Here is a 15873-nt window from a genome sequence, read left to right as displayed (position 1 = left end):
TTACTCCGATATATATTTAACGTTTTTATATATTTAACGTTTTCTGCGGGTCGGACTGAATTTGGTTTTTTCGGTGCGCTCTTCTTCTTTCCGTGGTCGTTTTTCTACCTCTCTATCGCGCAAGCGCTCATCGCCCATAATCGTTGCGGAAAATCCCTTTTTCTTCATTACGATTCGCTCCCATAAAACGAGTATCGGTGACGCATTAAAGATAGAAGAATACGTTCCCGAAAGAATTCCCACGAGCATCGCAAGGTTGAAATGTCTTAAATCTGGTGTAGCGCTGCCTATCGCAACGAGAATAATCAATGTCAAGATTACTGTAAAACTCGTATTGATAGAACGTGCAAAGGTTTGCGTAATAGAGCGATTGACCAAATGCTCGAAGTTTTCTCCTTCGAATGGTCTTCTTAGGTTTTCACGAATCCTATCGAAGATAACAATCGTGTCGTGAACGGAAAAGCCGATGACGGTGAGGATTGCTGTTATCGTAAGTTGGCTTATTTCCCAACCGAGGAAATATCCCGTAATTGCGGAAAGGCCCAATACGACTAAAGCGTCGTGAAGCATTGCTATGATGGCGCTTACGCCGAAACGCAATCCTTTCGCGAATCCTCCGAGAGTCACCCCGAAACGTAATGCGAGATAAAACACTATTAAAGCGGAGGCGATGGAAACGCCATAAATTGCTCCCATAATCGTTTCTCTGCGAACCGTGGGACTCGCTTCGCCGTATTCCAACTCGTCTTTGATGCTTTTCGTAATCCTGAGGGATTCTTGTTGCAAAGTTTCCGCAGAGATTCCTAAAACTTTCACAAGTTTTTCCGTTATTTTTTGTCTGTCTGCAGATTGTTCATCGTTTGTTTTCGTCGTTCCATCAGGTTTCTTGGAGCTTAGAAGTTGGTCGATTTCTTTGTTTTCGCTCAAAGGAAGGAGAATGGATGCAGTAGTTTTTCCATCTGAAGTTTTGAGCGAAACTTCTGGATTTTTGAATCCTCCTTGCGTGAGTTTTTGTATCAGGCTTTCCGTGCTCCAGTTCGTTCCTGTCGGCAAGGGAAGGGTGATTTGCGCGATGAATGAAGCGTCAGAACCTATTGCTTGTACGATTCGACGTCGTGCTTCGAGTTTTTCTTCCGTGGAGGGTGAGGCGAGCAATTTTGCCAATTCGGGGTTTTCTTCACGAGACAGGGTGACATATGCTCGAATTTCGCCTGCCTTTTCTCCTGCCGTTACTTTGACGTTCGCGCCGTGTACCCCCCCCTTTTCCAGCAATTGAGCCAGTTCACGAGGCGTGGTGGGGGATTCGGACTTGAGGCGAACGACGGACTCGACCCCCCCAAGGAATTCTACGTTCGGCTTTATCCCTCCGAGAGCCCAGAAGATCACTCCGGGAACGATGATGAGTCCGGAAATTACGAAGTAAAGTTTCATGCGCTCGATAATGCGAAGAGGGTTTTCGTTGGCGCGCGCTTCCAACCGTTCGCCGAACCATCCACGTTTCATTCCATAAAGATTGGGATTCCTTCCAATCCCTGCATGCACGAAAGCCAACAACAACGAGCGCGTGACGGTAATCGCCGTAAACAGACTGATCAAGACACCGATGATAAGCGTGGTGGCGAACCCCTTCACCGGTCCCGTGCCGATGTTCATGAGGACGAGAGAGGTCAAAATCGTACAGGTATTCGAATCGATGATGGCAGGGAATGCTCGTTTGAAGCCGAGGTCGATCGCAGTGAGCAGGGTTCGCCCCCCCCGTAATTCTTCTTTGAGACGTTCGAAGATGAGAATGTTCGCATCTACCGCCATTCCGATAGAGAGAATGAATCCTGCAATCGCTGCAAGCGAAAAGGTGACGCCCAAGAATACGAAAGCGGCAAAACAGAAAAGCGTATAACAACCTAATGCCAATAACGCCACGAACCCTGCAAATAAGTAATAGATGACGAGAAAAAGGGCGATGACGATGAACGAAATAATTCCTGCTAACTTGATTTGCTCTAACGCTTGAAAACCTATCGAGGGGCTGATTCGTGTGACGTCTTCTTCTATCAAATCAACGGGAATCGCACCCGCTTGAAGAAGGCTCACCAAGCGATTCGCCGCTTGTGCCGTAAAATTCCCTTCGAGAATCGCTTCCCCCCCCGGAAATCGGTCCACTCCGTCTTTGATATGGGCAAAGGAAATGACTTTCTTGTCCATTACCGCCGCGAGGTTTTCTCTTTTGTTGTAAACCCTCCGTGCAAAATCGTCTAATTTTCGTGCCCCTTCCGCATCGAAACCGAGACGAATGCTGTAGGTGCCTGTCATCTCCCTCAGTTGAGGGGCAGCGAATCGAAGGTGTTCACCGCTGATGATGAGCTCCCATCCTTTCAAAACCTCATCCCACTCTGGTGTCCCGGGTTTTATGAGTTCTTCAGAACCTTTTCTCCGGAAATAAACTTCGGAGTCCGAACCCTCGGGAGCATCTACGACTTCATAAGGCCGAAACTGTGCGTACTCGGTTACGACGTTTTTAGCCCAGTAATATTCGAGCCTTGCAGAAGTCTTCAATACGTCTCGTGCGGAGTCTTCATCCGTGAATCCAGGGAGTTCTACGATAAAACGGTCAGCGCCTTTGCGGACGACGCTCGCTTCTACGACCCCTAATGCTTGCTGAGCGCGCGCTTCGAGGATACGGAGGGTGTTGTTCGCCACCTGGTCCCATTGCGACAGTTGTTCGCGAGTCAGTTTGCTTCTGTCTGCACGGAGGGTGAAGCGAAAGCCACCATTGATGTCCAGTCCCAAACGGGGTTTTTGGTGGAGTTGATTGAGACCGGGGACATCTTCAAAAACAGGTGTTGCGATGGCCACCGACAAAAAAGCGAGGCCTAAAACGAGGAGGAAAAACCAAATGCTACGTTTCTGCTGCAAGGGTCATCCTTATTTTTAAAAAAATTTGCCGAATATCGCGCCTTACGGCGCTCCTACAGGCAATCTTCGATGAATGAGATTATACTCTTGAAAAAGAAACTGGAAAACTCATGAACTTGTCGCTCGACGAGGCAATCGAACGATTCCTCAGTTCACTGAAGAGTTGGCGCTCGAAAAATACCCTGCGTTCCTATGGGTCAGACCTCGCCCAGTTTTCCTCGCTCTGTGATGAAAGTCGAATAAAAAGCCTCGAAAAAATCTCTCCGGAGATCATTCGCCTTTATCTACGTCGTTACGGGAAGTCTCCCGTAACAAGGGCAAGAAAGTTGTGCTCTATTCGTTCTTTCACGAAATTTCTTGTTCAAAACGGTTTAATCGAGAAAGATCCTGCGTGGGGATTAGAGTCCCCGATTCGAAGGAAAAGGCTGCCCAAGGATATTTCTCCTGAACAAGCGATAGAGCTCGTTACTCTTTCTCGAGGCAAGCACCCTTTTCGAGACCAGGCGATTTTGGAGTTGCTCTATGGCGCAGGATTGCGCGCCTCGGAGGTTGTGAGAATCAATTTGCAAGACCTCGATTTGAAAGAGAAATGCGTTCACGTCCATGGGAAGGGCTCGAAGGAGCGAATTGCAATTTTCGGGGAGCCCTGCGCACAGGCAATAGCAAATTATTTGCTTTATGAACGCAAAGATGCCGATTCGTCTGCGTTGTTCATCAACGACCGTAAGAAACGTCTAAGTCAGCGAGCGATACAAAGAATCGTAGAACGGAGAAGGGCTTTGGTAGGTCTTTCCCGCGAAGTAACACCGCATTCTTTACGTCACAGTTTTGCAACTCATATGTTGACCGGGGGCGCTGACTTGAAAACAGTACAGCAATTATTAGGGCATGAGAGTTTAGAAACCACGCAGATATACACTCACATCTCCATCGAAAAACTACGAGAAGTCGTTGCCAAGAAACACCCACGAGGAAAATAAAATTTCTTTCGCTAATATGATTTGAATCATAGCACACCTTCTTTAAACCGCCAATACTGTAGTCAACTCGTAGAGAGAGGTCTAAAAAGTGACCGAAATTTCACGAAGAGAATTTCTAACTTTAGCCGCTACAGTAGCAGGCGCAGGATTCGGTGCCCGTTTCCTGTTCGACCATCTAAAAGCCATCCGCCCGATTGAAAATCCACTCGCCTATTACCCAGAACGAGGTTGGGAGGATGTCTATCGCGAGCAGTATCGATACGACAACGTTTTCAGCTTCGTATGCTCACCCAACTGCACTCATGCTTGTAGGATGAAGGCTCTGACGCGAAATGGAGTCGTTCTTCGCTTAGAACCTGCTTATGACGTCGAACGCTATGCAGATCAGTTCGGCAATACAGCAACGGCTCACTGGCATCCGCGCGGATGTGCAAAAGGCTATACGATCCATCGAAGACTTTATGGTCCTTACAGGCTCAAATACCCGATGGTTCGTAAAGGTTGGAAAGAATGGGCGAAAGATGGATTTCCTTATCTCACACCGGAATTAAGGAAGAAATATAAATTCGATTCAAGGGGCAGTGACACTTTCGTTCGATTAACTTGGGATGAGGCATTCGATTACATTGCTGATGGAATGATCGCCATCGCAAAAACCTATAGCGGAAAAGAAGGCGAGCATCGTTTAGCGCAAGAAGGCTACCCCCCCGAAATGCTCGAAGCCATGCACGGTGCAGGAACGAGAACTTTCAAATTGCGTGGAGGAATGGGATTACTCGGGGTAATCGGTAAATATGGCATGTATCGTTTCGCGAACATGCTCGGGTTATTGGATTCTCATGTTCGCGGTGTAGGACCAAAAGAAGCGTTGGGGGGGAGAAAATGGTCGAACTATACTTGGCACGGAGACCAGGCTCCAGGATTGCCGTTCGTCCACGGTCTTCAGTCTTCTGAACCAGATTTGAACGACTTGCGTCTGAGCAAACTACACATCCAAGTCGGGAAAAACCTCGTCGAAAACAAGTTAGCAGAGTCTCACTTTTTCATCGAATTGATGGAACGGGGGGGCAAAATCGTCGTAATCACTCCGGAATATGGCCCTCCCGCCACGAAATCAGATTATTGGATTCCTGTTCGCCCGGGTGCAACAGATACAGCGCTCTTTCTCGGAATCAGCAAAATCATCATAGATGAAAAACTCTATAACGAAGAATTCGTCAAAGCCTTTACCGATTTTCCTCTCCTCGTTCGCACCGACACGCTAAAACGCCTTCGAGCATCCGAAGTCTTCCCGAATTACAAGCCAGGACTAAAACCCGATGGTCCGAGTTTTTCCATTCAAGGACTCAAACCTGAACAGTACGAACAACTCGGCGACTTCGTCGTTTACGATTCTAAACATGGACTTCGAGCCATCACGCGAGATGTCGTCGGAGAAAAAATGAAAGAGGAAGGGATAGATCCCGATTTAGATTGGAAAGGGAAGATAAAACTCGTTGACGGAACAGAAGTAGAAGTACAAACCCTTTGGAGTCTTTACAAAATTCATTTGCGAGACTATGATCTCGATACTGTTCATGAAATTTGCAAAGCGCCGAAAGAACTTATTCTTCGCCTCGCGCGTGACATAGGAAATCCCGAGAATCATCCTGTCGCTATTCACATGGGTGAAGGGATCAATCACTGGTTCCACGCAACAGAAGCGAATCGTGCGATTACGCTCCCTCTGATTCTTACAGGAAATATCGGAAAGCCCGGCGCAGGTTGTCATACATGGGCAGGAAACTACAAAGCGGCTATCTTCCAAGCAGCACCTTGGTGCGGACCGGGATTTTCGGTTTGGGTGGGCGAAGACCCATTCGAACCGAATTTGAATCCTAATGCAAGCGCAAAAGAAATCAAACTTCGCAAATGCGCAAAAGACGAAGAGCCAGCATATTGGAATCGAGGCGATAGACCACTCATCGTCGAAACGCCTGCAAAAGGAAGAATCGTGCTCACGGGGCACACTCATATGCCGACTCCTTCGAAGGTTTTATGGTTCACGAACGTGAACCTTTTCAATAACGCGAAGTGGGCGTACGATTCTCTCAAAAACGTAAATCCGAATATTGATTTGATTATCTGTCAAGACATAGAGATGACTTCCACCTGCGAATATTCGGATTTCATTCTTCCTGCAAACTCTTGGCTGGAATTCCAAACGTTAGAGATAACTGGCTCTTGCTCCAACCCATTCTTACAAATTTGGAAAGGCGATTTGCCCCCCCTTTACGACACCAAAGACGATGTGGCAATCCTTTGCGGTGTTGCGCAAGCGCTCGGCAAGAAACTCAACGACCGTCGTTTCGAGGATTATTGGAAGTTCGCCATCGAAGGTAAGACGGAAGTCTATATCAATCGTCTCTTAGATGCTTCGACCACTACGCATGGCTATACCGTCGAAGACATCATGGCAGGGAAGTATGGCGAACCCGGTGCCGCTCTCCTAACTTATCGCACATATCCCAGGATTCCTTTTTATGAACAAATTCATGACAATATTCCCTTCTTTACCGACACAGGGCGTTTGAATGCATATTGCGATATTCCGGAAGCAATCGCCTGTGGGGAGAACTTCATCGTTCATCGCGAAGGTCCTGAAGCAACTCCTTATTTGCCGAACGTAATTATTTCTTCGAATCCTTATGTACGACCTGAAAATTATGGAATCACCCCCGAAATGCTCCAAAGCCAAGTTCTCGACGCGGACCTTCGTACGGTTGCTAATAACAAATTGCCTTGGAGTGAAGCGAAGAAAACGAAAAATCCTTTGTGGGAGCAAGGTTATCGCTTCTTCTGTCTAACTCCGAAAACGCGACACCGTGTCCACTCGCAGTGGAGTGTTACGGATTGGAATTTAATTTGGGATTCTAACTTTGCCGATATCTTCCGAAAAGACAAGCGAAGCCCAGGTGTCGGAGAACATCAGATTAACATCAATCCGGAAGCCGCAAAAGATTTAGGTCTCGCTGACGGAGATTATGTTTATGTAGATGCGAATCCTGCAGACAGACCCTATCGAGGCGCAAATCCGAACGACCCGTTTTACAAAGTGGCTCGCCTAATGCTGCGCGTGAAATACAACCCCGCTTATCCGTACGACGTTGTCATGATAAAGCATGCGCCTTTCATTGCGACGGAAAAAAGCGTAAAAGCGCATGAAACGCGACCCGATGGACGGGCGCAATCGGAAGACACGGGTTATCAAGCGAATTTGCGATACGGTTCTCAACAAAGCATAACGCGCGACTGGTCTATGCCGATGCATCAAACGGACACGCTCTTCCACAAAAGCAAAATCGGTACCGAGTTTATTTTCGGAGGCGAAGCAGACAATCATGCCCTCAACACCGTGCCGAAAGAAACTCTCGTGAAGATATCCAAAGCAGAGCCGGGGGGGCTCGACGGAAAAGGCGAATGGGAATTCGGTCGTAGTGGATTTACTCCTCGCGCAGAAAACGATTTCATGCAAAAGTATTTGAGCGGAAAACTCGTGGAGGTGGTCGGTCTCGATGAAGATTGAAAAGCGTTTCGAAGAAGACGACCCCTATGCCTTCGTCGGCGTTGGCTTCCCTTGCCCCGAGGGATTCGATGCAACAGAGCAGATGGCGCGAACTTTCATCGAGGAGTTCGCGATGATGGGTTTCCCCAATAAATTAATTCTCGAACTCTTCCGAAATCCGCGTTATCAAGGACCTCACGGGGTTTTCAAATTGCGCGGAGAAACTTACGTGAAGAACCTTATCGAGGAGGTATGCGGTGCCTAAGGTTTATAACTGGCAATTAGGTCGAGAGATGGAATATCGCTATGAAGAGGCGCATCCCGAACGCCAACTCGTCGCTGTCTTCAACACGAATCGCTGTATCGCATGTCAAACGTGCACGATGGCGTGCAAGTCCACTTGGACATTCAGTCCGGGACAAGAACTCATGTGGTGGAACAACGTAGAGACGAAACCATATGGCGGTTATCCGAAAAACTGGGATGTGAAAACGCTCGAACTCATGGAGAAAGCGAATCCGGGGGGGCAAAAATGGGATATATCCAGCGTTTCGGAGGACGCCCCTTATGGAATTTTCAACGGAAAAACCATTTTCGAGTTAGCTCCTTGGGCGCGCTATGCCTTAGGTTACGAACCTACGGACGATGAATGGAAAACTCCGAACATTTACGAGGACACACCTGTTGCGGAAAAGGGAAAACCAGGTGAATATCTTAAAGGTGGGGAGGCTTTAGAAAACGGTACATGGTTTTTCTATCTCGCACGTGTCTGCAATCACTGCACCTATCCGGCTTGCGTCGCCGCATGTCCTCGCCAGGCACCTTATAAGAGGAAAGAGGACGGAATCGTACTCATCAATCAGGAACGTTGCTGGGGTTATAAGCAGTGCGTGCAAGCGTGCCCTTACAAAAAAGCGATGTATCGTCCTGATACACGTACTTCGGAAAAGTGCATCGCTTGCTATCCGAGAATCGAAGGAAAAGATCCTGCGAGCGGTGGCGTTCCAATGGAGGCGAGATGCATGGCAGCGTGCATCGGGAAAATTCGAATGCAGGGTCTCGTCGAAATCGAGCGCAATGGAAAATGGCGCGAAGACCCCAATCACCCACTTTACTATCTGGTTAAAGTCGAAAAAGTCGCCCTGCCTTTGTATCCTCAATTCGGGACAGAACCGAATGTTTATTATATCCCCCCCCGATGGGTTCCGAGGCCTTATCTCAGACAGATGTTCGGGCCAGGTGTAGACGAGGCTATCGAACGCTATACACATCCTTCTCGGAAGTTGCTCGCAGTTTTGCAACTTTTCCGAGCGACCGAAAAAATGATCTTTCGCTACGAAATTATAGAAGGAGAGAAAATTCGAGAGGCAACGATAGGTGGGAAAAAGGTAGAGATTTTCAATGACACGGTTATCGGCTACGACGCAGAAGGAAAAGTCTGCGCAAAACTTTCCGTGAACGAACCATTCTACATCCGAGATAAGAAATATCAAAATTCTTTATGAAAGAACTTTTCACGAATATAACGAACGAGAAGAACTTGAAAAAAGCGACGCGATGTTTGCTGCGAGCCGCTCTTTATCGCGCATTGGCGAAGGCTTATTCCTATCCCGTAGCCGGAACGAAAGAGGCGATTATCGAAAATCTCACTCGAGTTTTAGAAACCCGGGATTTGCTTCCATCAACGTTGTCGAACGCAGTGAAAGATGCACTTGCCCCTTTGCTGACACTCGAAAACGAAAATCTCGAATCGGAATATCTCCGTGTGTTCACACATGTGTGCGCTGCGGATTGCAATCCTTGCGAATCTTCCTATGTTTGCAAGCATCTTTTCCAAGTCAGTCAAAACATGGCGAATCTTTCCGGGTTTTATCGAAACTTCGGGGTAGAACCGACCGGTGAGCGTCACGACCATGTCAGTGTCGAGTTGGAATTCTTGGGATACCTCGCCTTTCGGGAAGCGCGCGAAGAGGCTGAAGGGCGCGCGTCGAAAGCGCGCGAGGTTCGTCGAGCGCAAAAGTTGTTCCTCGAGAGACATCTCGGACGCTGGTTCCTCACGTTTGCGTTCCTCGTCAAGCGAAAAGCGCAAGAAGGAGTTTTTTATGAATTTACGGAGCTTGCTGAAATGCTTCTCGATTCCGAAGTCAAACGCTTGAAAGCATCCTTAGCGCCCGTAAAAAGCATCGGTGAACTCCCTCTTCCGATAACGAATGGAGATTCTGAAAGATTTCCTTCGGATGCTCATGAAACTTCTGTATATGGATTTACGACATGAAAGCAAACAATTTTCTACCTGCGACGATTCTGATTAGCGCTGCCTTTCTGCTGGCAGGGGGGGCTGCCCTTCTGGGACTCGAATTCGATACTCCTCTCGTTCCAACGATTTATCCACGACAGGTTTATTCTACGGTAGAGAGTCCGCTCTCGCCTGCGTGGGATGACGCGAGTTTCGTAGACCTTGCAACGCTTTCACCCGGTAAACCTTCGAGGGTGATTCGTGTTCGAGCTTTGCAAACCTCGGACCGCCTGTTTCTTTTGGCGGAATGGGATGATGCAACCAAGGATATGAGTTTTCAAGATTCTACTTATCGCGGTCCGGGATGGTTGCCTGAAGTTTATCACCAGTCGACCGTTTTGCTGAGAGACGAATTAGAAGTCCGTTTTGCGCAAGTGAAAACAGGTGGCACATATGAACGAATCGCCAACGGAAGATGGCAGGGGTCGTGGGTTTGGAAGTCGCAATGGCAGCAGGATGCAGATTCTAAAATGTACGCTTCCATAAAAGAGCGATATCCGCGAAATTATGTGGACGTTTATCCTTTCGTGAAGGACGCCGCTTATATGCCGGCGCGAGCATTGGAAAACACGAATGCACTAACCGACGGGTCGAGCGCAGCGCATTGGTTTGCAGCCCCCCCGAAGGGAAGATTCGGACAACCGAAGGACACGAATCTTTTCGGAAGGGGAGTGTGGAATGCAGGGAAATGGCATGTAATGTTCTCCATTCCTCTTAAAGAGATTGATTTCGAAAAGGGAAATTGTTTGGAAATCGTTTTTGCGATTTCGGATGGGCGGTTAGGCGAAAAGAAAGGGCGGAGGGGAATCTCTGAGCCTGTTCGCATACTCTTATCCAAAACGTTATTCGACACGGAGGGTGAGCGATGACGAATCGAAACGTTTGGGCGTATGCGCAGAAACTTCTTCTTCCCGTTCTTCTCCTTTCGGGGGGGATCGTAGCGATAACGAGTCGTGCTGTTCCGGCTGCACAGTTAACGATGACGCGCGCTTACGATCCCCTCCACCCAGGACTTTTCCCCGATGTCATGTATGTCTTTTGGTCGAATTTCGTGCTTCTGCTCGCTGCAGGAGCATTGGCATGGGCTGCGTGGTCTACGTTCGACTTGAAGTCGGTCGGACGGTGGATTCTTATTTTCGCTGCCGTTCTTTCCCTTTTCATTCCGTATGAAGAGGGGCTACTCAGAGGAGTTTTTTTGACAGTTGCGATGGTTTCGTTGCTGTTTGTCATATGGAGCGCTTTTCGAAGGGAATGCGTATTTCGAGAAAAACTCGCCCTCGCTTTCATCGGACTTACATTCTTTCAAGGACATTTGCGTTTCCTGGATTGGGTGGAAGCGTCTGGAATTTCTCGATTTCTAATTCCATCCGTCGAAATTAGCGCTATCCTAACTGCCGTGTTCGTTTTCTGGGCATGGGGCTCTCTAAAAGAAACTTCACGAAAGTCTCTCTATTGGGCATTCTTCGTTACTATTTTGTTTTTGCTTGCGATTTCGCTCGGAGATTACGCCGGACCAGCATTCTTCTTCGGAGGGATGGGGCTCGTTCTATGGGCGAATTGGGCGCTCGTGAGTCTTGGCGTGTTCCTTTACAGTTTTACTGTGATTTCTTCTTTTTCGAGGGGGCGCTACATCCGCGCTCTCGCTCTTTCCCTTTTGCCGATAGCGGGGTTTTATCCTTTAGCCGTTCACCAAAGCCTGCTCGCCCTTTTAGCCGTGGTCGTTTTGTCGGCGTCTTTGGAAGAGAAACAATTTTCTCCTGTGCCGTCCAGTTCAAAAAAGTTTTAACATTCGCTTAATGATTTTTTCGTGAAGAATGATAAACTGCGTAAGAGATTGAGATGGAGGATTGATAAATATTTGTAAAAACCACACCGTTGCCTTGACAAGTGTCTTGCCATAACGGCACAATCGGGGGCACTCGGTCGAATAATAGCAATTGGACAAAATAGTTCAAGGAGGTATCGTAAAAGATGAAACGAATCGAAAATAAAAAAGTTTATAGCATGCTGATTCTTTCGGCTGTGTTGGTGACATCTACACTTTCGAACGCTCAAGATAAGGACATAGGACAAATTTCCGGATATGCTTTCGGGGATTACTATTTTGCGAGTGAGCATCACAATCCTGCCATCGAAGGGATGAACGGGTTTTGGTTCCGACGCATCTATCTTACTTACGATAAGAAAATAGATAACGAATTCGCTACTCGACTTCGGTTGGAAATGAACAGCCCCGGTGATTTCACGTCGAGCAGCACGCTTAATCCCTATGTCAAAGATGCGTATCTTCAATATTCCAAAGGCAATGTCAAAGCGTATCTCGGAATGAGCCCCACCCCGACATGGGACAACATTGACACGATGATTGGCTTTCGTCCTGTCGAAAAATCTCCGATTGATTTATACAAAATGGGGGAAGCGCGTGATACGGGGATTTCCATCAAAACCACTTTAGACAAAAATAAGAAAACGACTGCATGGCTCATGTTCGGAAACGGAAGCGGAACGAGGGGAGAAACAGATAAAGGAAAAGCCATATACGGGATGCTCGGTCATTGGTTGACTCCTGAAATTTACGTCGAGGGATACGCGGATTTTTGGGATAAACCTGGCGACACGGATTGGAGAACTGTATCGGCTTGGGCTATGTTTCAAAAAGACAACTTCCGCGTGCAGGTTTTAGGCGCGAACCAAAGGCGCGAACGGCCTGGCATGAGCGATTTGGATTTGACTGTTCTTTCGTTTTACACCGATGTGAAAGTTTCTAAAAATGCGAAGGCATTTTTCCGCGCGGATTTCGTTTCCAACCCTGTTCCGGATGCCGACAAAATCGCTTATCACTCGCTAGCGACGAATGCGAGACCCACTCTTTACATCGTTGGAGTGGATTTCGCGTTGACGGAGAACGTGCATATCATTCCGAACATCGAGTTCGTTACCTACGACGACCCAGTTACGGGTACGGAGCCCGATGACGACATCTTCCCGAGATTGACGTTCTTTTACGTTTGGAAATAATCGCACAGAACGGTAAAATCATTCGTCTTCTGTTGCTAATGCGGCTGCATCTTCGGCGCCTCTGCCTTTCGGAAGATGGTGGTGGGGCATGAACCAGCGATTTGCAATCCATGTCGGGATTACGGCACTTGCGATGACGGCACCGACCAAGAGGGAATATTGCTCTTGATTGATAATTTCGTGCGAAAGACCGTAAAGGGCGGAAATAGTACCGAAGGTCAAACCTGTAGACATAAGAAGGGTAACGTACATCGCTTCTCCTCTCGAATGTCCGAGTTTCCTCGCCAAAAAAAATACCCCCCCGAATTTAGCGATAATTTTCGACATGAAGAGGATGACGAAAACCACTATCGCACTTCCGATTGCCGAAAGTTGCACTAATGAACCTGCACGAATGAAATAAAACGGAGTGAGTAATCCGAACGTCATCGTTCTCAAGCGACGCACTAAGTGATGGTTTGTGCCCACTACTCCTGCGAGCATCATTCCTATAAGATAAGCGGGGAGAACAGCTTCCGACCCAGACCAAGCTGCTAAACCACCGAGAACGAAGAGCGCGAATAATATGTATTTCGCTTCGAGTTCGCTCGGTCGCCTGCCATATTTTTTGAAAAATGGGCGGGTGGCTAAGAGGAGAATGGGCACAGATAAAGCAAAAATTATTACGAAAAGTCCTGTCTTTATCGTGAACGGGGTAAAAATGAAACCTAAAGCGAGCACGGTTCCGAGGTCCGTAACGAAGCATGCAGCCAAAATCGCTTTTCCGAAATGTGTACGGTTCAAACCTAACTCGAGCATTACAGCATAAACGACTGCAACGGAAGTCGTAGACAATGCGACACCTGCTAACCAACTCGCTCTGACATCCCAGCCCAAAACCCAATGTGAAATCCCAGCAGCAATGAGGAAAGGTGCGCCGAAAGAAAGTAAACCGATGAGAGTCGCTTCTTTCCAAAAAGATTTAAAAGCCTTTGGCTCGAGTTCTGCACCGGCGAGGAAAGTTAAAGCGATTGCACCGACTCCGGCAAGAAAAGTAACCCAACTTGCTTGTGGGTCGAGAATTCCGAGCCCTAATGTATTTCCGAGAATAAGTTGAGCTACCGCACCGATGGAGATCTCTATAAGTGCGACTGATATTTTTAACCAAATTGCAATTAAGGTCGCTACGAGCGCTAAGCCGAGCCATATAGCCGCCGTAAACCAAACGTGTTCCATTTTCGACTCCTTCCCGATAGTCAATCGAGCCTATCGTTTATGGTAGGAGCCATCAGTCCCCGAAATTCGAGACGGTTACGGCGGACTCCATCGCCTTGGCGCATATTATAGCATGGAAAGATGTTTAATGAAGTTCTTCTTTTTCGATGCTCTGATTATTTTACATATATTTTAAATTTGACTACTCGTCACTGCAGCAACAAAATGCTCTGTTCTTTGATGAATCGCACTTTTTACGATTTTTCGATTGGTTCGACTTGACGCGTTCTTCCCTTTTCACCCAGGAATCGGGTATCTATATTCAGAAATAGAACGGGGATGTAGCTCAGCTGGGAGAGCGCTGCAATCGCACTGCAGAGGTCGTGGGTTCGAATCCCATCATCTCCACCAGAAACAACCCGACCGTAGGAGCGGCGTGAGCCGCTATAAGATAACCATAGTTGTGCATAAATCGAGAGCGGAGTAAGTCGTAATGCATTCATCTTTGATTAAAAATGGGGGAGCTGAAAATGTGCCGCAATTGTCAAAGAAACAACGCGCACTATTGAGTATGATTTGTGATTCGATAAAAGAATTTTTCGACACTCCTCGAATATTACGAATAGATGAAGAACACAGGCAAACCGAGCATCTTTTCCTATCCCGGTTTCAGAGTCCTCTGGCTGGGGGGGCTGATATCGCAATTCGGCGATGTCTTGCATTACATCGTCTTCCTGTGGTTCGTAAGAGAAGCGACTGGAGACCCGTCGAAGGTCGGAATCGTAATGGCGAGCGGGATGGCACCTTATTTGTTCCTTTCCCTTTATGCAGGCACGGTAGTAGATAAACTCGATAGAAAAAAAGTTTTAATATGGTCCGATTTGGCGAGTGCCCTATTATTGTTAGTTTTCTTGGCATTAATTTTTATCGTTCAGAAACCCCCTGTGTGGCTTGTTTCTCTCATTGCGGCGCTCCTTTCCTGCGCTTTGGTTTTTCATCAACCTGCGAAAAGTGCAGCCATTCCACGATTAGTTCCCGAAGAGCGACTATTGGAAGCGAACAGTGTCAATTCCGCAACGATGCAGGTGATGTATCTCGTAGGCAATTTCGCCTCTGCTCTACTTTTGCAAATCGTTTTCGTATTCAGCAGATTGGTAGCCTATGGACTTGCGTTCGGAATTAATGCACTGTCTTTCATCGTGTCTGCATTGTTCAATATGAAACTCCCCTCTCTCGTGCCTGAACGAGAAGATGCTCCGAAGAGTGCATGGAAAGAAGCGAAAGAAGGCATTAGGTTTGTCGTAACGCACCCCGTTTTGCTTATTACGTTAGTGATGATGGTGGGGATGCAATTTTCCATCGCACCGTTTATGATCGTTTATATCGAAACTGCACAGAAAACTTTTCGTGCAGGTCCGTGGGTAATCGGATATCTGGAAACAGGCTTCTTTCTCGGAATGATTTTGGGTTCTTGGCTTGTCAGCAAATTTTCGATTCGGCGCGCAGGGCTCGCGTTTTCTGTTGCGATTTTCCTTTCGGGCTTAACCATCGTCCCGATGGGTTATGTTTCTTCCCTCGTCGTTTTTTGGATTTTGAACTTGTTATGCGGATTATTCCTGCCTTTCGGTTCGATTCCTTTAAATACTTTTATTCAACTCGAGACTCCGGATGCATTTCGCGGTCGTGTGAATTCCGCGCTGAATATGATTGCTGCGCTTTCCATGCCTTTGAGCATGGGATTGACTGGGTTTTTAATCAAGTGGCTCACTCTGCCAGGAGTGTATATCCTCATGGGCGCAGGTCTTTGCGTCTCTGCGTTGGGGGGGCTTTGCTCGCGCAGTTTTCGCATGGCCACTTTGCCGAAGGAATCGAGTTCGGAAGTTTCGACCGTCAGTTTACAGCCGGTCGAAGAAAACGTTCCATGAAGG

The 15873-nt window shown here is 47.6% G+C and carries 11 protein-coding genes, 1 tRNA gene and 1 riboswitch; of the genes, 10 read left to right on the top strand and 2 right to left on the bottom strand.

All coding sequences use genetic code 11. The features are described 5' to 3' along the window. Window positions 1-33: 33 nt before the first annotated feature. Window positions 34-2913 carry a protein translocase subunit SecD gene (gene secD, locus VNK96_05425; GenBank protein ID HWP31147.1) on the bottom strand — a complete coding sequence of 960 codons (2880 nt, stop codon included), beginning with the start codon at window positions 2911-2913 and terminating at the stop codon, window positions 34-36. A 110-nt stretch (window positions 2914-3023) separates the two neighbouring features. Between secD and VNK96_05420 the strand changes: the two genes are divergently transcribed. The 8 genes from VNK96_05420 to VNK96_05385 all read left to right on the top strand — a co-directional run bounded on the left by VNK96_05420 (window position 3024) and on the right by VNK96_05385 (window position 12751). After that, window positions 3024-3893, top strand: a complete 870-nt coding sequence (locus VNK96_05420) for a tyrosine recombinase XerC (GenBank protein ID HWP31146.1) — start codon at window positions 3024-3026, stop codon at window positions 3891-3893. Window positions 3894-3981: 88 nt separating this feature from the next. Next, window positions 3982-7458, top strand: coding sequence for a molybdopterin-dependent oxidoreductase (locus VNK96_05415; protein HWP31145.1), 3477 nt, complete (start codon window positions 3982-3984; stop codon window positions 7456-7458). Beyond that, window positions 7448-7702: a hypothetical protein gene (locus VNK96_05410; protein ID HWP31144.1), complete on the top strand. Its 255-nt coding sequence runs from the start codon at window positions 7448-7450 to the stop codon at window positions 7700-7702. The genes VNK96_05415 and VNK96_05410 overlap by 11 nt, the downstream gene beginning before the upstream one ends. Then, window positions 7695-8942 carry a 4Fe-4S dicluster domain-containing protein gene (locus VNK96_05405; GenBank protein HWP31143.1) on the top strand — a complete coding sequence of 416 codons (1248 nt, stop codon included), beginning with the start codon at window positions 7695-7697 and terminating at the stop codon, window positions 8940-8942. The genes VNK96_05410 and VNK96_05405 overlap by 8 nt, the downstream gene beginning before the upstream one ends. Beyond that, window positions 8939-9712 (top strand): molecular chaperone TorD family protein, encoded by a 774-nt coding sequence (locus VNK96_05400; GenBank protein HWP31142.1) that lies wholly within the window; start codon window positions 8939-8941, stop codon window positions 9710-9712. The genes VNK96_05405 and VNK96_05400 overlap by 4 nt, the downstream gene beginning before the upstream one ends. Then, window positions 9709-10602, top strand: a complete 894-nt coding sequence (locus VNK96_05395) for a hypothetical protein (GenBank protein HWP31141.1) — start codon at window positions 9709-9711, stop codon at window positions 10600-10602. Before VNK96_05400 ends, VNK96_05395 begins: the two co-directional genes overlap by 4 nt. Next, complete coding sequence (locus tag VNK96_05390; protein HWP31140.1) at window positions 10599-11519, top strand: hypothetical protein; 921 nt, start codon at window positions 10599-10601, stop codon at window positions 11517-11519. Before VNK96_05395 ends, VNK96_05390 begins: the two co-directional genes overlap by 4 nt. A 185-nt stretch (window positions 11520-11704) precedes the next feature. Next, window positions 11705-12751 carry a hypothetical protein gene (locus tag VNK96_05385; GenBank protein ID HWP31139.1) on the top strand — a complete coding sequence of 349 codons (1047 nt, stop codon included), beginning with the start codon at window positions 11705-11707 and terminating at the stop codon, window positions 12749-12751. A gap of 18 nt (window positions 12752-12769) precedes the next feature. Here the strand turns inward: VNK96_05385 and VNK96_05380 are convergent, their stop codons facing one another. Then, window positions 12770-13966: a cation:proton antiporter gene (locus tag VNK96_05380; protein HWP31138.1), complete on the bottom strand. Its 1197-nt coding sequence runs from the start codon at window positions 13964-13966 to the stop codon at window positions 12770-12772. A 36-nt stretch (window positions 13967-14002) separates the two neighbouring features. Continuing rightward, window positions 14003-14070, bottom strand: a riboswitch (Fluoride riboswitch). A gap of 210 nt (window positions 14071-14280) precedes the next feature. Between VNK96_05380 and VNK96_05375 the strand changes: the two genes are divergently transcribed. Next, window positions 14281-14356 (top strand) — tRNA-Ala (locus VNK96_05375). A 215-nt stretch (window positions 14357-14571) separates the two neighbouring features. After that, window positions 14572-15870, top strand: a complete 1299-nt coding sequence (locus VNK96_05370; protein ID HWP31137.1) for an MFS transporter — start codon at window positions 14572-14574, stop codon at window positions 15868-15870. Window positions 15871-15873: the final 3 nt, after the last annotated feature.

The sequence above is a fragment of the Fimbriimonadales bacterium genome (genome assembly GCA_035559795.1).
Taxonomy (GTDB): domain Bacteria; phylum Armatimonadota; class Fimbriimonadia; order Fimbriimonadales; family ATM1; genus DATMAR01.
Note: the sequence above shows the minus strand (reverse complement) of the source record. Positions and strands in the feature narration are given on the sequence as shown.